The organism is Stieleria marina, from assembly GCA_007741555.1.
In the GTDB taxonomy this organism is placed as follows: Bacteria; Planctomycetota; Planctomycetia; order Pirellulales; family Pirellulaceae; genus K23-9.
In genome coordinates this window covers 188,913-206,615 of record CP036526.1, presented here as the reverse complement: position 1 = coordinate 206,615, position 17,703 = coordinate 188,913, and the positions used below count along the sequence as shown (strand labels likewise).

The window sequence follows — 17,703 nt, the reverse complement described above, 5'->3', positions numbered from 1 at the left end:
TGGTCAGTGACCCCCAGAATGAAGTGCATCGTTCCCACTCCAGGCGGCATCGCTCTTTTTGTCGGCACCGTGAAGGACGCTGGAATGCCCCCAAAAGTTGATCCACTGTTATGAAGGTCCGGATTGGGTAACAAATTTCGCAGTGGGCAGTTTCCATGGAGGGAGCGGAATGGAAGCTGCCCACTGCGAGGCGAACTCCGCCGGGGTTAAACCATCGAGGCCGCTGTGCGGACGACGATGGTTGTACTTTTGACGCCAGGACTCAATCACAACCTCAGCCTCAGCGAGCGTAGCGAACTCTTCACAGGCAAGGCATTCGTCTCGGAAGCGACTGTGGAAGCTCTCCACGTAAGCGTTCTCCCAAGGGCTGCCTGGTTCGATGTAGGACGTCCCCACATCGATCAGATCCAGGAATTCACGCACTCGCTTGCTGATGAACTCAGGGACGTTGTCACTGCGAATGAACTGTGGCCTACCACGGATCGCGAACAGGTCGACCAACAAGGTGACCAGGTCGTCACCGGTGAACTTTCGATTCACCTCCAGGGCAATGCACTCGCGTGTAAACTCGTCGATCAACGAAAGGACCTTCAGTGAGCGGCCGTTGACCGTTCGATCGAAAATGAAGTCGACCGACCAAACGTGGTTGGGACGTTCTGCGCGACGACGCCCAATGGCGCCGCTGCGATCGCCCAAGCGTCGCTTTTTCACCTTCTTTACAGGCACTTTGAGTCCTTCACGTTTCCAGATTCGATAAATGCGTTTGAAGTTCACCTGCCAGCCTTCTTGGCGTAGCAACCGAGTGATCATTCGATAGCCGTAGCGAGGAAACTCACGGACCAACTCAAGAATCCGATCAACCAGTCGCTGGTCGTCTTCTCTTTGTGTTGCTTGTTACCGTTGCGTACTTCGCGGCTGGCCGAGCGTCTTGCAGGCCCGACGTTGCGACACGTTGCAGGTGAGTTGAACTTGCAACACTGCTTCGCGTCGACGAGTCGGGCTCAGAAGTTTCCCTTAGCGGCAACTTTCAAAATCTTCTTGTCCAGCTCGGCCTCGGCAAGAAGCACTTTCAACCGCTGATTTTCAACCTCAAGTTCACGAAGTCGCTTCGCCTCATCTGACTTCATGCCACCGAACTGCTTCTTCCACCGAAGCCAAGTGGACTCGGTGATCTCAAGTACCTGGTAAACCTCTGCCAAAGTCTTGCCAGCGGTCAGCATCGCTTCACCTTCTTGGATCGCCCGCACGATCTGCTCGGGCTTACGTCGTTTTCGCTTCTTCGTCATCGAAAGTCTCCTCAGGGGTACTAGACTTTCATAGCACCTGGACCAGAAAATGGGGAGCACGCCACAACGTTATCCGACTGAAATCCAATGAAAACACCGAAGTTCATGTTACTGGCATTCGCCACGCTCATTGGTTGCGGTGGCGACGCTTCGCCGCAAACCGGAAACTTGGACGCATCTGTTCCTTACGCCACGGTGCTTGACCCACTGGTTGGTAAATGGGCTTCCGACGGTGAACTCGCGCTGATCGTCGACCGGGATGGCGACCAAATTTACATCCGTAACCCAATCAACGACACTTGGCGTTTTGAAGTGTCAAACGCGTCTGCCCAAGAAACGACAATTAACTTTACGCAAAGGAGCTTTCTGATTGATGGAACCGCTCATCCGTTTAACGGCGTTCCGTGCGATGCAACAATCGCGCCAGTTGTTGGCAACGCGGAAGCCTTGACGTACACACTAACGTCCGAACATTTACCTGACGGTGAATCCGACGTTTTTACTCGCATGCAGACCGCCCGATAACCATCACATGCACCGCAGTCGGGCTTGCGAGCTTTTCCAAATGGAACATCCACCGTCCCGACTCGGTGATGTGCAACGTTATCGAGTAACAGTTTCTCATCCACTTGCTGCCTGAAGTCATCGCTAAAATCCAATGAACGCCGCAAACCCATACGAATCACCATCGACCACATCCGAATCACGTTCATGGCGGCCGATTGAGTTCTTCGTTGTTGGACTTTGGCTTGCAATTCCCATTGGTGTCTTCGCTGGACAACAACTACTGCTACCCGTCTTCGAGGACTTTGGGGTCGAATTGCCTGCCGCTACTAAGTACCTGTTGCATTTCTATTCACCTTATCTTGTGGCAATCGTTTCAGTTGTAGTGCTACTGTTAATGTTCATTATCCCTAACGGCATTACGCGCCGCCGATTCATGGGGTTTGCATGCATTTCAGGCGTGCTCACCGGTGTGGTATGTTCGCTTACGATGCTTGTTCCATGGTTTTCATTGCAGCAGGCTCTGAGCTGACAGTACTCTCCGGTTAACCTGGACGAGCTAGCCCGATAACCATGCGATTCACACGAAGGACGGCATGAGGCGTTTACAAATGGAAACCACATTGGCCGTCCTCGGTGATGGCGGCCGACTATGAAGTCCTTGGTTTGACCAGTGGCGACTGGCCGCTTTCTTGATTTTTGTTTTACATCGGGGTGCGAGGCATTTCTTTGCGGTGATTGGCGTGAACGAGTTTGCCTTGGCGAGTCACGGTTGGGCTTAGGGCACGAGTCCGGTTGGGTACCCGATGTTTCCTAGTAGCTAACGCGGGACTATTCGAGTTGTCGACGCCTGGGCACACGTGTGCCGGTCCAAGTTGACGCCGTCGTCTCATCATTCCTTGCAGTGCTCTCGATCCGGCTGGATCACGACGGGCAGGTTGCCGGCCACATTCTTTAGGGCGACATCCCGGAGAAGTGCTTTCTAGAATGCTTCTCGGGTGCCAGGCTTGCTCAGTGGTCGTGGCGAAACGGGGAGTCCTTTTCGGTAGTTCGTGAGTTCGGCTTGCGGTGATTCGCTGTCAGTGGTGTCGCTCGTGTTAGGTGAACTGGTTGGAGTAACAGTGGATGGCTAAAAGATCCCTCGGGCCCTGAACGCAATCGTTCTCTCCAGGTCATCCAAGACAGGCTTGCATGCCTCAGGCGGCCGATTCGCGGTTGACCCGAGGGATCAGTAGATGGCTTAGGTTTTCATTGGGCTGCGCCGTGGACTGCCTCGTCGTTTGGTTTTGCGCGAACCGCGAGCGGCAGGACGTTTGGGGCCACCGCTGTGCAGTTCGCCAGCCGGTCGCACCTCGGAGCGTTTCACTTTTAGCTTCACGTCTTCGGGCGGCATTTCGGGTAGCGGTTTCGTCGAGTCCCAGTCGGTTTCGTCACACATCATCGCCCAAGCGATCACGGCCAGTTTGCGTGCCAGCGCGATGCCGGCATTTCTTGCGGCGCGTCCTTGATCTGCCGGGGATTCTCGCGAACGTCTGCTTTGCCTATGCGTTGTATCGTGTGCTCGCCCACGCACATTCCAGCAGCATCGAACGCAACATTCTTGGTCCCCGTTTGGAGATTCGGCCGCTGCGATCGGTCTCGCCGGATTGGTATTGTTTGGGCGTCATGCCCAGGTAGCTCGACAGATGACGTGCACTTTTGAAGCGATGCGGATTGTCGATGGTCGCGACGAGTGCTTCGGCGGTCTTGCGGTCGGTCTTTCGCTTGGTGTTTTTCCAGCTCCAGGCCTCGTCATTGGTACTGCAAACGATGGTCTTGATTCCTTGGGCCCGGCACACATCGCTGATCCAACCCGACGGCCCACAGGCTTCCATCACAATCAAATCCGCCCGATGCGTCTGGAGTACATGCTCCACGTGCGACCGTTTCGTCGCGATCGTCTCAAAGGAATACTTGCGATTTACGGTATCGTACAAGCAGCAGACGGTGTTGAACTTGCCAAGGTCCATTGCAAGGATCATCATGAGAGTGTCCGGGATTTGAGGTGTCAGTGTTTTTTAAGAACAGACTGAATTGTGACGTCTCCAAAGAGAACGATCACGGCCTGGTCAGCGCGGAAACCCAGCCGACTCGCCTCAAACCACCGACTTCATGGATTCTTGATCCATCGTGGGATCGGGATACTCCCGCATCTCCGTTTCGCCTGGCGACGTCATCGCCACTGCGCGGACGGTTTGAGGTTTCGATGCGATCATTGCTGGTTTGTTTTGCGTGTCGTGAGTGTCGAAGACTGATGCCTTGCTTGTGCTCCAATCGGTCTCAGGAAGCGAGTAAGGCCGGTGTTCCACACCGGAAACACGCCTATTCTCCCTCGATACTGGTAGTGACTTGCACTATTCTGATGCCATGCAGCATTTTGATACCATGCGACCCGCGTTCGCTCCGTACGGCTTCACCTGTGAGGTGTGGGAACCCAAGGCCATGTCACGGCCGGACCGCCACGACGAAATAGAGATCAGTTTTCTCGACCAGGGGACGCTCACCTATCTGATCGGCGGCAACCGAGTCACGGTCGAACCTCGTACGGTCACTCTCTTTTGGGCAGCCGTTCCGCATCAGATCATTCAGTTTAGTGACGTCACCCAGTACCACGTGATCACAATTCCGTTTGGATGGTTTCTGCAGTGGGGACTCCCAGAAAATCTCCAAACTCAGCTCATCACGGGCAAGGTGGTGTGCGCCGAAACAGACAACTCTTTTTCGCTGCGTGACCAAATGTTGCTCCAACAGTGGCAAAAGGATTCGTCTCGCGATGCACATGACATGACATGACGGAGACTGTGCTTCTTGAGTTGAAAGCACGATTGCTGCGTCTATCACGCGCACACTCTCGACGTCCGTCCGTTCCGGTCTCCAGTAGCATGGCAAGGTCCAACCAGTCTTCGCCGAATCTTGAAAAAGCAGAATTGATGGCGTGCTATATCGCGCGAAACTACAAAACCCGACTACCGACCAAAGACCTTGCGGACAGTGTCGACCTCCATCCCGATTACGCCGCCACACTGTTTCGCAAAACGTTTGGAACAACGCTCAACACACTGATCACCCGCCATCGAGTTGCAGAAGCTCAGCGACTACTCATCACTAGCAACGAACAAATCGTGAACATCGCGTTTGCATCAGGCTTCGATTCACTCAGTCGCTTTAACCGTGCTTTCAAACAGACGACGGGCACGACGCCGCGAAGTTTTCGCAAAGCGTGCCAACGAAGCTAACGCATAATGATCGCTCCGAAGCTTTCGTCCGTTGGCAAAGCGATCGTTGACCATGTCCGCGCAACAAAACAGCAGCGTTGAAAAGACCAAACATGCCGCGCCGGCGATTCGACACAAAGCAACGTCGCTGGAAGTCATCTTGAAACGAAACAATCACTGCGACAACAACACCTTTTCCAAATCAACTTGCGAAAGCCTCGTCTATGTTTAAACGACGTCGTTCGATCTTCGCCATTGAAGCCGTTCACCAAACAACGCCTAAGCCAGACGACCGGCGCCCCGCGCTAACACGCTTTCTGCGCGTATCACTAATTCGCCTCTGCCTAGGCACCCTGCTGTTACCTTCGCTCAGCTTGTTTGCCCAGGATCAACCCTCCGGCATTCAGAAAGGTGACAGTGAATCTCTCATTCGTGCGACACGAACGATGCAAACGATCGACCAAGACGGCAACGGCTCATTTGAAAAGAGCGAAAACGCATCGGCATGGAGACGCTTGCGGAAGCTGGACACCGACCAAGACGGAGTGATCTCCCTCAGCGAACTTCGCAAGGAGCGAACCGCGTACCTGGAGTCTGGCGGCGAGCGAAAGCTTGACTTGGTTTACAAACAAATTTCCCAACGTAGATTGTTGCTGGACCTCTACTACCCCACCAACCAAACGACAACGGACACTTCTTCGCACCCGGTCATCATCTATACACATGGCGGCGGATGGGCAGCAGGAAGCAAACAGGGCGTTGCGAACGGTTCGTTCAAGACCGTGTTTCAAAAACTTCTTAGTCACGGATTTGCAGTGGCGTCCGTCAACTATCGGCTTTGCAAACCGGACAGCGGAGTCACGATGCGAGATTGCTTGATCGATTCAAAAGACGCCATTCGCTGTTTGTCAAAGAACAGCGGCAAGCTGAATTTGGACGCCGATAGTTTTTTTGTCATGGGTGATTCCGCCGGCGGACAGATCGCTCAAATGTTGCTGCTGACATCACCAGAAATTCTGCTGGGCGACGAAAGCTTGGCGTCGGCGACCTACAAGATACAGGCAGGTGTTTCGTGGTATGGGCCATGCGACTTCGAAAACATTCAGCTGTTCAATCATGATGACCGAGCCAATTTCCGTGATCGATTTGGCCCTCGCATTCTTGGTGCTCATCCAGACCCTGCTAACAAAACTGATCGTGTCCGCGAAATGAGCCCGTCAACTTCCTGAGCTCAGATAGCCCGCCACTGCTGATGATCCAGGGCGACAGTGATACCACCATTCCGGTTAAACACGCGCACTACATGAAGCAAAAAGCCGACGCTGCCAAAGCACCAATTGAAATTCTGATCATCAAAAATGCTGGCCACAACTGGCGAAAAGTAAATGCGGACATCGATCCGACCCGAGATGCGATCATCCAGCACACTGTGCAGTTCTTTGTGAATCATCTTCAAACGACGAACCACCGATTAAACTAGAATGCCCTAGCCTCTCCGTGATGCAAACAGTTGTTCATTGGCCGCTCTCAGTCCCCCATCCCCGAATATCATTTAGATCCATGAAGCTACTACCACTTGCAATCGTCGCAGCAGCATTGATGGGCAGCCAGCTTTCGGCTGCCGACTGGACAATCGACAGCGCCGAGGACTGGACACAGAACATCGAATCCGCTGAAGGCGCCGCGATCGCCGACGGCTCGGTTGCGCCGAAAGCGAAGCACGCGACAATTGCCACCAAGGTTCACGCGTCGGACGTGAAACGGTCGGCAAAGTCGTTGGTCGTCTCTCAATCCGCGGTTTGGCAAAATTGGAACCCGACCGAAAACCTCGGCCCCGTTAACCTTGCCGACGCGCCGGTTCTGCTTACGATCGGTCCCGACAATTACTGGATGTTCGGCCGCTACGGAAGTGGGCAGCCCAAACGAAAGAGGGGACAGAAAGCAAAGCCTCAGCCTGTGTTCAAGCCGAAAACAGCAACGCTAGATGGCTTCGACATCCCGCTGCAAACCACGCGATTTGCAAATCAGTTCAACGCGCCTGGTGGACTCAAACGCGGCAAAGGCGGGTACCACGCGTGGCAAAGTCGTGACATGAAAAGCTGGGTTCATCACGGGCCTGTTACAGAAGGTTTCTCGAAATGGGTCACCAGTGCGGAATGGGTCGATGGCAAGGCATTGATCTACTACGACTTCCCAAACGATCAAGATCCCCACGTCTACGTCGATGAAGACCTGTTCGATGGCGAACCAGGTAAGAACATGGGAATCGCCGTGAAGGATCCGTCCCACGGAAGCGATGCCGGATTCATTCGCGATCTGAACGGAAACATGCACGTCATCATCGAAGACTGGAGCCCGATCTCGGCGAACAAACGGTCGTGGGATTCACCGCTGGCCGGACATGCTGTCAGTCCGAACGGCATCAACGGATTTGAATTCAAGAAACCACCTGTCGACAACCGCACGCAACCGACTGGCAAGATCGCGACTTACAAACACCCGCACTGGGTAAAAGAAGATCCAAAAAACTACACGACAAGCGTTGCCGAGTACGAAGTGCATGAACCCGAGCAGGAAGCCTATGGCGACTGGGCCGCAATCTGCATCGGCGGTCAGTACTACCTCTTCGGTGACTACGATCCCGTAGGCGGACACCAAATGAGTGTGGGCTGGTTCACATCGTCTTCGATCGATGAATCGTTCACATGGTGCGATAAGATCGGCAAGGGGCACCCTGATCCAGACGTCGCGTTCGCCGAAGGACAGTTTTACCTCGCGACGCAACAGAAGACCGACTTCGTCAGCCCCGGACCGTGGGTGGAAACCGTCGAGGCACGCGTTGGAGTCGACACGGATAACGACCAAAAAATCGACCAGTGGACGGAGTGGAAACAAATCAAAGAGAGCTACGACTACATCCACGGGTTCTCCAAGCAGATCGCGAGAACGCCAGCCCAGCTGGACCTGTCTGAATTGCCGGCTGGTTTCGGATTCCAAACGCAATTGCGTCTGACCGATTCAACCGAGAACAAGTCAAAGCCAATCATCGAACGAATGACGCTTTCATTCACTGAGTAAGCCATTAGAACCATGAGTCAAACATTTAAAACGCTGCCCCTACTTCTTCTGGCGTTTGCCTGTTTCCAGGCAAACAAAACGTCAGCTGCGGAGCCGCGCTATGATGGCAGCTGGAAATCACTTCAGCAGATGCCCGTACCCGCGTGGTTCAACGATGGCAAAATCGGCATCTTCATCCACTGGGGACCGTACAGCGCGATCGGTTATCGCAAGGGCGGCCGAGGTTACGCCGAGCATGTGCCAAAGATGCTGTACGAAGATTCGGCACACTACTACCCATTCATGAAGCAACGCTGGGGCATGACGCCGCCGGAGTTCGGATACAAGGACATCATCCCAGAGTTCAAAGCGGAGAATTGGGAGCCTGACGAGTGGGCCAAACTGTTCGCCGATGTTGGCGCAAAATACGTTGTGCTGACAGCTGAGCACCACGACGGTTGGGCCAACTGGGATTCTGACCTGACCCCATGGAATGCCGTCGACATGGGCCCCAAGCGAGACCTAGTCGGTGACCTTGGGACGGCGGTTCGCAAACAAGGTCTGAAGTACGCGCCGTCGTACCATCGCGAACGCCACACTGGTTTCTTTGCGAAAACAAAATACGCAGTCCACAGCCAACCGCGACCGGACATCGCCGAAGAAATCCGGCGCAACCCGATGGCGGCCTCGCTTTACGGTCCCTTCAATTATGACAAAGCGTTTGTTGATGATTACGTTGCCAGATGGAAAGAGATTCAGGACAAGTACCAACCGGATTTCCTGTGGGTCGACGATTTCCCAATCTACACGCGTGATGGCAACCAAGTCCGCAAAGGAAGAATGAAACCGGAGATCAAGTACTTCGACGATCGCGTGCGGGGAATGATCACGGACTTCATGAACAATGCTGCCGCCAATGGCCAAGAAGTCTACTGCAACAACAAAGGTGCCAATCGTAACTGGCCCGACGGTGTTGGCTGCTTTGAAAAGGACAACTTAAAACTGAAGGCGATCGGCCCAAAGTGGCAGAGCTGCACGACATTTGGGACTTCGTTCGGCTATCTCCAGGGCGACAAATACAAAACGGTCGAAAGTGTTATTCACGAAATGATCGAAGTCGTCAGTCGCAACGGCAACTTCCTGATCAACATCGGCCCCGAAGCAGATGGCACACTGGTCCCGGAACAAGTCCAACGCCTGCGTGCGATGGGAGACTGGCTAAAGATCAACGGCGACGCCATTTACGGCACGCATTTCTGGAAAGTGAACGAGCAAAAAAACGAACATCTCGCTTTTACAGCCAAAAACAAAACACTGTACGCAATCAAAATCAACAAACCAATCGCTCCATTCACGATCGAACCCACCTCTGGCTGGCAAGAAACGGACGTGAAATCCGTTCGACTACTCGGCAGCGAATCCATCGTCGACTGGACCATCGAACCAAACGGACTCTACATCAAACCGCCAAGTGATCTTGGTAAAAGTCATCACGCCTGGTCATTCGAGATTGTCACGAATGACCAACAGTGAGCGGCCAGTGTGATCATGCCGATCGTGATCAGACGCCAAGACGTCACCCCCCAAAACAAGGAGACCAAGGACACGTCGTACAGCGAACAAACGCCATCTAGCAGTCCATTTGAGGGCGTGATGAGATGATAATCAACTTGTTTCGGTTCTGGTACGAGTACGGTTCCACACCGGTCGCTGACTGGACTACTTTGGGGACAGCAAAACTCCAAAAGTGTCAACCATCTGAGCATCATCATGACCGCATACACTCACCCCTTCAGCGCTAAGCAAAAGCATTGGAAGCTAAGCCAACTTGAGCAACGATTAATGTTGGCCGCCGACGCGGGAGTTGCTGCCGAAATATCAGTGTCCAGCACAATGGCCAATTCGGCTAGCAAATTGGCAGTTGCGAACATGGGTGAATCGGATGTTTCTGCTGGGGGCGCAGTCGTTTTCATTGACGCTCGTGTCAATGACTGGAACGCACTCGCTAGCGGCATCGATGACTCGGCCACAATGGTCTTGATCAATTCAGACCAGGACGCGATCGAAGTCATTACGTCTACGCTTCAGCGCCTAAACCAACCTGCACAATCGGTTCACTTGGTTTGTCATGGCGACTCTGGCCAGCTGCATGTGGGACGTGAGACGATCGACACAGACACGTTGATCCAATCGCAAAGCTCGTTGCAGCAATGGGCAAATCATGTGCGTGCCGATGGCGATGTCTTGGTTTACGGTTGCGACGTCGCCAGCGGCCAGACCGGGCAAGCTTTTATCCAAACACTGGCCCAGCTAACTCACTTGAATGTGGCCGCGTCGACCGATGTAACTGGCACGGTGCAACATTCCGATTGGGATTTGGAATACACGGTTGGAAATATCGAATCCGCGTTGTTCTTTGATTCCTCGGTGCGTGATGGCTACCGCGGGACACTCAACATCGTCATCAACGCCTGGGGACAAACGGGTGAAGAACAATTCAATCTGCGAATCAACCATGAAGTCGTTGCGACCTACGACGCTGCAACGACCTGGACACCCTTTGAATATCAGACGAACCAGTCACTAAGCGGTGATCGGGTTCAAATTGAATTCATCAATGACGCCTACGATCCGGCGAACAATCGAGACCGCAATTTGTTTGTTAACAACATTCAAATCAACGGCCAAAATTATGAAACGAACGATTCGGACACGTTCTCGAGTGGTACCTGGCGACCAGAAGACGGCGTCACGCCTGGATTTGGCCGCGGCATCATTTTGCACTCCAACGGATACTTTCAATATGGTTCATCGGACAACAGTGGATCGACCATTGTGATCAATGCGAGAGGTGACGAAGGTGACGAGCAATTCGTACTCAAAGCAGGAACGCGGGAGTTTGATCCAGTGTCCGTCAGCGATCAGTTCCAGGCCTATGAGTTCCAACTGGATACGGTGTTGTCACCCGGAGACGTACGAATCGAATTCGTCAACGACTTGTACGACCCTGATTTTGGAATCGACCGCAACTTGTCGATTGATAACATTGTCATTGACGGCGAATCCTACGAAACCGAATCACCTGACGTGTTCTCGCTCGGCGTTTGGGAAAGCAGTGCTGGGCGATTAACTTCCGGGAACCTGCAAGTCGAAACGCTCAATGGAAGCGGTTACTTCCAGTTCAGCTCTGACCCAATCGACCAGGGCGTGTTTGCATTGGATACAGCGTATGCTGACAACGGTCTCCGAACACTCGGCACGGGCGGGCCGCGGGCAGAAGCTTTCCGTGCTCCAGATGGCACGATTGCGGTCGTCAACGGCGAATTTCGTCGCGGTGACGATGGCATTTCGCGACTGACCAATGATCTTGAAATGACATTGGCAAACGGAGATCCTGACACCAGCTACGGGCCAAACGGACGGGTCAAAATCACTCCGATGATTGACAGTTTCAGTGATAGCTCGGAGTTTCGCTTCACGTCGATCGACGACGTGGCAGTGGATAGTCAAGGCCGAGTGGTCGTGATCGGACAGACTGATTTTGGCTCTGGCATTTTTAGTTTTCGCGAATCATTCATCATTCGGATCACCGCGGATGGCCAATTAGATACCAGCTTCGTCGCCAACGGATACGATACAGTTGGGTTTGATTCAACACACGATCAGCTTGCCATCGATGGTTCAGACCGAGTCATTCTGGCAGGACAGTCTGTCTGGACCCGACTTGATGCGAGCGGCAATCTAGATCAGTCGTTTGGTACTTCCGGCAACCTGTCCTTTGGACTGAACATTGGACTGGACCAGCCTGAGCTTGAAGAACTGATCGTATTTGATGACGGGTCGACACTTTCGCTTTGGAACGATCCGTATTCCGATACTGGCAACTCAGCGGCGCTCGTCAAACTCGATGCGAATGGAAACGCAGACGCAGCCTTTGGTAACCAAGGCGTCGCCAACGTACCCACGACGCCTAACGGCAGTGAGTTCGCCGGAAACTTCTATTCTGAACTTCAGCTAGACGACCAAGGCAGAATCGTCATTGCGGGCGACGAAGTGATACGGCGATTTACAACCAACGGGCAAGTCGACACGTCCTTCGGTGGCGGCGTCGTGGACCTTCCCTCGTTCGTCATCGACAGTGGAACACAACGCGAAGTCGAAATCACGGGTCTTGCGATCGATTCACAAGACCGAATCTTGGTTTCCAATTTCTTCAGTTCTCTGATCGGTCGCGTCAATGCAGACGGAACACTTGACACGACGCTCAGTGAAGACGGCTTTCAACTGATCCCGAACGACTCCGGTGAACGGTATGAAACTCTCTTTGTCGAGGCCTCCGATCGGCTTGTGACAGTCGGAGAGGATCTCGATCGAGGACGGATTCGCTTTTTCCGCTTCATCTAGGAGCAAGCCGTCTCGTTGCGGCAACCAGTGTCCTGGCTGTGCGTTTCTTGCTGATAGCTAGTAAACTGTTCGCAGCCCCGAACGCCTGATGCGCGACCGTGACTCCTGTTGGCGATCCGGCGCACCAGAGTCGATGAGTATTGCGAGCCGTTGCGTATTGCGTGCCTTGCGACAAAACACTTTCCTATCCCCTGCCCTATTGGATCACGACAGCTCATGACTACCAACCTTCGCGTCGTCCTGCTCATAGCTGGACTCTTCGTTTTCTCGGCTTTTGTCACGTCGCTCGGGGCAGCAGAGCCTACCAACATTGTCTTCGTCATTAGCGACGACCAAGGCTACGGCGACCTCGGATGCACCGGAAATCCAATCATCAAGACGCCCCACATTGATCGGTTGGCGTCGGAGAGCACTGGGCTGAGTGACTACCACGTTGCGCCAACCTGTTCTCCCACGCGTTGCTCGCTCCTAACCGGCCACTGGACGAATCGGACGGGAGTGTGGCACACCATCATGGGTCGTTCGATGTTGCGTGAAAACGAGGTGACGGTCGGTCAAATGTTCGCCGACGCAGGCTACGAAACGGGCATGTTCGGAAAATGGCATCTCGGCGACAACTATCCGTATCGTCCGGAAGATCGTGGCTTTACGGAAGTCTATCGGCATGGCGGGGGCGGTATCGGCCAGACTCCGGACGTTTGGAACAACGCCTACTTTGACGGTTCGTATTTCCACAACGGCGAAATCGTTCCCGCGAAAGGATTTTGCACGGACGTTTTTTTCGCTCAAGCCAACAACTTCATCAGCAAGTGTGCAAAGCAGAAGAAGCCATTCTTTGCCTACATTACAACCAACGCCCCCCACAAACCCCTGCACTGCCCGCCCAAATACATGGCGATGTATGACGGGCAGTCCGAGAACATCGCCGCGTTCTACGGCATGATTACCAATATCGACGACAACGTCGGCAAGACCCGCCAGTTGATCGAAGATCTCGGAATTGCGGATGATACGATTTTCATTTTCACGACCGACAACGGCACGGCCAGCGGCGCAAAGGTCTACAACGCCGGAATGAAGGCTGGAAAAGGAAGTCCCTATGAAGGCGGCCACCGAGTCCCGTTCTTTTTGCACTGGCCGGCAGGTGGTTTGACGCAACAGCATGACGTCAACGAGCTAACACACGCTGTCGATATCGTTCCGACATTGCTTGAAATGACAGGCGTAAAAAAAACCAAGGGCGTGAAATTTGATGGCGTGTCGATCGCCAGTTTGCTAGATCCAACTGCCGACGATATCGACTGGCCCGAACGTTTCGTCATCAGTGACTCTCAGCGCGTTCGTGATCCGATCAAGTGGCGTAGTTCGTCAGTGATGTTTCAGAAGTATCGGCTCGTCAATCGCAAAGAGCTTTACGATATAGCGACCGATCCGGGACAAAAGAAAAACATTGCCAAAAAGCATCCAGAAATCGTCGCCAAAATGCGTGAGTTCTACGAGCAGTGGTGGGCCGAGTTGAAGCCTACTTTCTCACAGACCACGGAAATCTACCTTGGCCACCCCGAACATCCGGTTGTTAGCCTGACCGCTCACGACTGGATCCAAAAGGTCTATCCTCCGTGGCATCAGGGTTCCATTCGCGCGGCCGACCGAAAGCAGAAAGATTCCAAGAAGCTGACTCACGTCGGCCACTGGGCGGTCAAGGTAGTGCGAGACGGCAAGTATCAAGTCTCCCTCCGCCGCTGGCCGACCGAGTCGGGAGCTGCGATCAATGCGGACCTGCCGGCGGGAGCTAGCGTTCCAGGGCCTTCGCCAACGTTCCGCTCGGTCGTCGGAAACGCAATCGGCGCCACCCACGGCGTGCTACGGATCGACGGGAAAGATCTCCAGCGAAAACCTGTCGAGCAGGACGCCCAAGAAGTGACCTTTGTCACGGAGCTGACTAAAGGATCGTATCAGCTTGCTCCGTTTTTCGAGATCAAAGAAGGTGAACTGGGGGCCTATTACGTCGTCGTCAGAAGCCTCAATTAGCTTGGTTTGCACAGTGCGTTGCTCGGCGACTGTAGAACAAAGAACGCAAGCAGTTCATCGGCACGAAACAACGATTCGGTGTTTGCCGTTTGCATCAAAAGTCTCCACTGCCAACGATGGAGGCAAGGGCAAACAAACGAGGTAGAATATATGGCATCGATTCAACCAATTGAAAAGTCACGGACACCACTAAACATGTCAAATCAAACACGCCGATCGTTCTTAAAGAGATCCGCATTCGCCGGACTGTTCTCTAGTATTTCCGCGACCAGCTATCGAGCGACGTTTGCCGCCGAGTCACCGAGCGAGCGAGTTCGTGTGGGCATGATTGGAGTTGGCAACCAAGGCGGGCCTCGCAACAACTCCAAATATTTCCTCAAGAACATCGAAGCGATCTGTGACCTCGATGCCAACTATCTGGCCGAAACGGCAGCGTTCATCAAGAAGGAAGACAATCGATCCGTCACGTCAACGGATGACTACCGACGCCTTCTGGACTCCAAAGATCTCGATGCCGTCGTCGTGACGGTCCCCGATCAATGGCACGCGCTGATGACTATCGAAGCGTGCAAAGCTGGCAAAGACGTTTACTGCGAAAAGCCACTTACACTTGTCATCGGCGAAGGAAAGCCGATGGTCAATGCCGCGCGAAAACACCAACGCGTGGTCCAAACAGGAACCATGCAGCGCAGCGGACTGGAGTTCAAATACGTCACCAGCTTAGTCCAGTCAGGAGCACTCGGGAAAGTCAAAGAAGTCAACGTGACTCTTCCAGGCCCCAACTGGATCGATCGCGCAAAGAAGCCAGCTCCGGACAGCGCTCCCCCTGCTGGCTTTGACTTTGACCGCTGGCTCGGGCCTGCCCCCGTGCGGCCCTACAACAAGAATCGTGTTCACTACTTGTTCCGATTCTTCTGGGACTACAGCGGCGGCCAGCAAACGAACTTTGGTGCCCACCACTTGGACATTGCGCAGTGGGGACTGGGCATGGACAACAGTGGGCCGGTCAGCGTCGAAGGGTCTGGCGTCTTTCACCCCCAGGGCTGGTACGAAACGCCAGACAGCACTTCGATGAAGTACACGTACGCAAATGGTGTCGTCATGAACTGCCGTCAAACACCCGGTATCAAAAGCAACAAACAGGGAACCGAGTTCATCTGCGAAAAGGGAACCGTTTTTGTCACGCGAGGTGGCATTGTGGCAAGTTCGCCCGACGTACTGAAATCTCTGGAAGTCCCTGCGCCTCTGGTCCACGATGGTGCAATCGTCACCGTCCCCAAAGAAGAGAAGCGGTTTGCAAACATCGCTCACGTCGGCGATTTCATCCATTGTGTAAAGACCCGAGCGACACCCGCTGCCGACATCAGCATCGGGCACCGCAGTGCAACCGTTTGTCACCTTGGCAACATCGCAGTGCGGAGCGGCAAGAAGATCAGCTGGAACCCAAAATCGGAAACGATCGAAGGTGACGTCGATGCTGCCAAGTGGCTGACCAAAGAGTATCGCGCGCCATATCGTCTGGCATAACGCGATAAATCGTGGTCGAACGTTCCGCGGTCGGAATCTAAGGGATTGGTTTCAGCCTGTCAGACGGCCACTCTTCGTTTTACGCTCCGCCTACGATCGATCAGCACTCGCAATATGAAATTTCGTCTCGCTGCCGTCAGTCTATTCCTGGTCGCTTGTTCCTACACGAACGCCGCCGAACAGCCCAACGTCATTTTCATGTTGTGCGACGATCTGGGATACTCTGACATCGGCTGCTATGGCGCCCGCAAGGTGAAGACGCCTCACATTGATCAGCTTGCTACCGAAGGCGTCCGGTTCACTCATTTTCATACGGCGGCTTCGATTTGTTCGCCATCACGCGCGGCGTTCTTGACGGGCGCCTATCCGCAGCGCGCCGGGCTGTACATGGGAATTAACCCGAACCGGACTGCCCATTGGTTCCTCGGACTGCACCCTGATGAGATCACGATTGCCGAGCGGTTCAAGCAAGCGGGATACGCAACGCACATGGTCGGCAAATGGCACCTCGGAACGGAGCCGGAATTTCTACCGCGGAAACAGGGATTCCAGCACTACTACGGCATGCCCCGCAATTATTCTCATTCGCCGCAGTTCTTCGACGACGATGAAGTTGTCTTTACAAAGACGCCACTTGAACGACTGACACCGCTTTATACCCAGCGCGTCACGTCGATCATTCGCGACTCTGCCAAAACCGACAAGCCGTTCTTTTTGTACTACGCCCACAACTATCCGCACACGCCCTATAAGGCCAGCAAGAAATTCAAGGGAACATCGCAGGACGGTGTCCGGGGCGATGTGATGCAGGAACTCGACTGGAGCGTCGGCAAGATGATGACGGCCTTGAACGATGCTGGCGTTGCCGACAACACCGTCGTCATTTTCACGTCTGACAACGGGCCGACCGCCAACGTGTACGCCAAGCCGTATCGCGGAACAAAATACGTCACCCTCGAAGGAGGCCATCGCGTCCCATTCATCGTCCATTGGCCCGCGCGGATCAAAAGTCCATCCGTCTCCAACACGGCCATTAACGCCATGGACCTTTTCCCGACGCTGTCTGCAGCCATTGGAATCCCCCTTCCGAAAGACCGCGTGTACGACGGCGAGAATCTGTTGCCGCTCATGGCAGGAAAACCGTTGAAACGGCAGGCTGCCGAGCCGTTCTACTACTACAACTGCGAAAACCTCCAAGCGATCCGATGCGGTCAGTGGAAACTCCATCTTCCACGCAGCAAAGAGCAACTTCCGTTCTGGGACAAGAACAAAGCCTTCGCCAGTCTTCAAGATCCGGTCCTGTACAACTTGGACGCAGACGAATCCGAAAGCACGAACGTGGCGGCTGACAACCCGATCGTTGTGCAGCAGATGATGGGGCTTGCCGAATCGATTCGACCTGAGCTTGGCGAATTCATGCAGCGTGGATCGTCACAGCGTCCGACCGGCACACTGTTTCCCAGCGGTCCAGTGATTAGCCACGAAAAAGACTGGGGCACAGCCGATCCGACCACCGTCAAGGAAATCGAATTGGAACGACAGAAGAGACATCCAAATCGGAAGCAACTAAAGAAACACAGACAGTAGGACCAGTCTCTAGCAGCCAGCCAGTGACACTCACGCTCCGTAACAACCGGTCC

15 protein-coding genes and 1 pseudogene are annotated in these 17,703 nt (G+C 53.9%); 13 read left to right on the top strand and 3 right to left on the bottom strand.

The features are described 5' to 3' along the window. Window positions 1-108: 108 nt before the first annotated feature. Window positions 109-1,286, bottom strand: a pseudogene (locus K239x_RS00790) (IS3 family transposase). An 87-nt stretch (window positions 1,287-1,373) separates the two neighbouring features. Between K239x_RS00790 and K239x_RS00785 the strand changes: the two are divergent. Beyond that, a complete protein-coding gene (locus K239x_RS00785) occupies window positions 1,374-1,811 on the top strand; it encodes a hypothetical protein (RefSeq protein ID WP_145415810.1) in 438 nt (145 codons plus the stop codon). A 133-nt stretch (window positions 1,812-1,944) separates the two neighbouring features. Next, the gene (locus tag K239x_RS00780; RefSeq protein WP_145415809.1) at window positions 1,945-2,322 is read left to right on the top strand and encodes a hypothetical protein; all 378 of its coding nucleotides are present in this window, start codon (window positions 1,945-1,947) and stop codon (window positions 2,320-2,322) included. Window positions 2,323-3,030: 708 nt separating this feature from the next. Here the strand turns inward: K239x_RS00780 and K239x_RS28165 are convergent. Both K239x_RS28165 and K239x_RS00775 read right to left on the bottom strand, forming a co-directional pair. After that, on the bottom strand, window positions 3,031-3,231 hold the full coding sequence (locus K239x_RS28165; protein WP_419189511.1) for a hypothetical protein: 201 nt from the start codon (window positions 3,229-3,231) through the stop codon (window positions 3,031-3,033). A 100-nt stretch (window positions 3,232-3,331) separates the two neighbouring features. After that, window positions 3,332-3,814, bottom strand: coding sequence for a transposase (locus tag K239x_RS00775; protein WP_419189510.1), 483 nt, complete (start codon window positions 3,812-3,814; stop codon window positions 3,332-3,334). 457 nt (window positions 3,815-4,271) lie between these two features. Here K239x_RS00775 and K239x_RS28160 point away from each other — a divergent pair, with 457 nt between their 5' ends. From K239x_RS28160 to K239x_RS00735, 11 genes are all read left to right on the top strand, one after another. Then, window positions 4,272-4,622, top strand: coding sequence for an AraC family ligand binding domain-containing protein (locus K239x_RS28160; protein ID WP_419189509.1), 351 nt, complete (start codon window positions 4,272-4,274; stop codon window positions 4,620-4,622). A gap of 137 nt (window positions 4,623-4,759) precedes the next feature. Next, window positions 4,760-5,065: a helix-turn-helix transcriptional regulator gene (locus K239x_RS28155; protein WP_419189508.1), complete on the top strand. Its 306-nt coding sequence runs from the start codon at window positions 4,760-4,762 to the stop codon at window positions 5,063-5,065. A 52-nt stretch (window positions 5,066-5,117) separates the two neighbouring features. Continuing rightward, on the top strand, window positions 5,118-5,276 hold the full coding sequence (locus K239x_RS28150; RefSeq protein WP_419189507.1) for a hypothetical protein: 159 nt from the start codon (window positions 5,118-5,120) through the stop codon (window positions 5,274-5,276). Beyond that, window positions 5,269-6,273 carry an alpha/beta hydrolase fold domain-containing protein gene (locus tag K239x_RS00765; RefSeq protein WP_473163559.1) on the top strand — a complete coding sequence of 335 codons (1,005 nt, stop codon included), beginning with the start codon at window positions 5,269-5,271 and terminating at the stop codon, window positions 6,271-6,273. Before K239x_RS28150 ends, K239x_RS00765 begins: the two co-directional genes overlap by 8 nt. Before the next feature lie 23 nt (window positions 6,274-6,296). Next, window positions 6,297-6,524: an alpha/beta hydrolase family protein gene (locus K239x_RS29020; protein WP_473163558.1), complete on the top strand. Its 228-nt coding sequence runs from the start codon at window positions 6,297-6,299 to the stop codon at window positions 6,522-6,524. Window positions 6,525-6,604: 80 nt separating this feature from the next. Continuing rightward, a complete protein-coding gene (locus K239x_RS00760) occupies window positions 6,605-8,122 on the top strand; it encodes a hypothetical protein (protein WP_145415808.1) in 1,518 nt (505 codons plus the stop codon). A gap of 12 nt (window positions 8,123-8,134) precedes the next feature. Beyond that, a complete protein-coding gene (locus tag K239x_RS00755) occupies window positions 8,135-9,634 on the top strand; it encodes an alpha-L-fucosidase (protein WP_145415807.1) in 1,500 nt (499 codons plus the stop codon). 237 nt (window positions 9,635-9,871) lie between these two features. Next, entirely contained in the window at window positions 9,872-12,505 is a 2,634-nt protein-coding gene (locus K239x_RS00750) for a DUF4347 domain-containing protein (protein WP_145415806.1), read from the top strand. Between the two features lie 216 nt (window positions 12,506-12,721). Further along, a complete protein-coding gene (locus K239x_RS00745) occupies window positions 12,722-14,536 on the top strand; it encodes an arylsulfatase (RefSeq protein ID WP_145415805.1) in 1,815 nt (604 codons plus the stop codon). A gap of 195 nt (window positions 14,537-14,731) precedes the next feature. Then, window positions 14,732-16,063 carry a Gfo/Idh/MocA family protein gene (locus tag K239x_RS00740; RefSeq protein WP_145415804.1) on the top strand — a complete coding sequence of 444 codons (1,332 nt, stop codon included), beginning with the start codon at window positions 14,732-14,734 and terminating at the stop codon, window positions 16,061-16,063. A gap of 114 nt (window positions 16,064-16,177) precedes the next feature. Further along, a complete protein-coding gene (locus tag K239x_RS00735) occupies window positions 16,178-17,650 on the top strand; it encodes a sulfatase family protein (protein WP_145415803.1) in 1,473 nt (490 codons plus the stop codon). The last annotated feature ends 53 nt before the right edge of the window (window positions 17,651-17,703 follow it).

Bases quoted from the DNA above. Each gene is read 5' to 3' on its own strand.
- K239x_RS00765 (WP_473163559.1), top strand. From the start codon at position 5,269: ATGTTTAAACGACGTCGTTCGATCTTCGCCATTGAAGCCGTTCACCAA.
- K239x_RS00755 (WP_145415807.1), top strand. From the start codon at position 8,135: ATGAGTCAAACATTTAAAACGCTGCCCCTACTTCTTCTGGCGTTTGCC.
- K239x_RS00785 (WP_145415810.1), top strand. From the start codon at position 1,374: ATGAAAACACCGAAGTTCATGTTACTGGCATTCGCCACGCTCATTGGT.
- K239x_RS28165 (WP_419189511.1), bottom strand. From the start codon at position 3,231: ATGATGTGTGACGAAACCGACTGGGACTCGACGAAACCGCTACCCGAA.
- K239x_RS28155 (WP_419189508.1), top strand. From the start codon at position 4,760: ATGGCGTGCTATATCGCGCGAAACTACAAAACCCGACTACCGACCAAA.
- K239x_RS00750 (WP_145415806.1), top strand. From the start codon at position 9,872: ATGACCGCATACACTCACCCCTTCAGCGCTAAGCAAAAGCATTGGAAG.
- K239x_RS28150 (WP_419189507.1), top strand. From the start codon at position 5,118: ATGTCCGCGCAACAAAACAGCAGCGTTGAAAAGACCAAACATGCCGCG.
- K239x_RS00760 (WP_145415808.1), top strand. From the start codon at position 6,605: ATGAAGCTACTACCACTTGCAATCGTCGCAGCAGCATTGATGGGCAGC.
- K239x_RS29020 (WP_473163558.1), top strand. From the start codon at position 6,297: ATGATCCAGGGCGACAGTGATACCACCATTCCGGTTAAACACGCGCAC.
- K239x_RS28160 (WP_419189509.1), top strand. From the start codon at position 4,272: ATGTCACGGCCGGACCGCCACGACGAAATAGAGATCAGTTTTCTCGAC.
- K239x_RS00735 (WP_145415803.1), top strand. From the start codon at position 16,178: ATGAAATTTCGTCTCGCTGCCGTCAGTCTATTCCTGGTCGCTTGTTCC.
- K239x_RS00780 (WP_145415809.1), top strand. From the start codon at position 1,945: ATGAACGCCGCAAACCCATACGAATCACCATCGACCACATCCGAATCA.
- K239x_RS00775 (WP_419189510.1), bottom strand. From the start codon at position 3,814: ATGATGATCCTTGCAATGGACCTTGGCAAGTTCAACACCGTCTGCTGC.
- K239x_RS00745 (WP_145415805.1), top strand. From the start codon at position 12,722: ATGACTACCAACCTTCGCGTCGTCCTGCTCATAGCTGGACTCTTCGTT.
- K239x_RS00740 (WP_145415804.1), top strand. From the start codon at position 14,732: ATGTCAAATCAAACACGCCGATCGTTCTTAAAGAGATCCGCATTCGCC.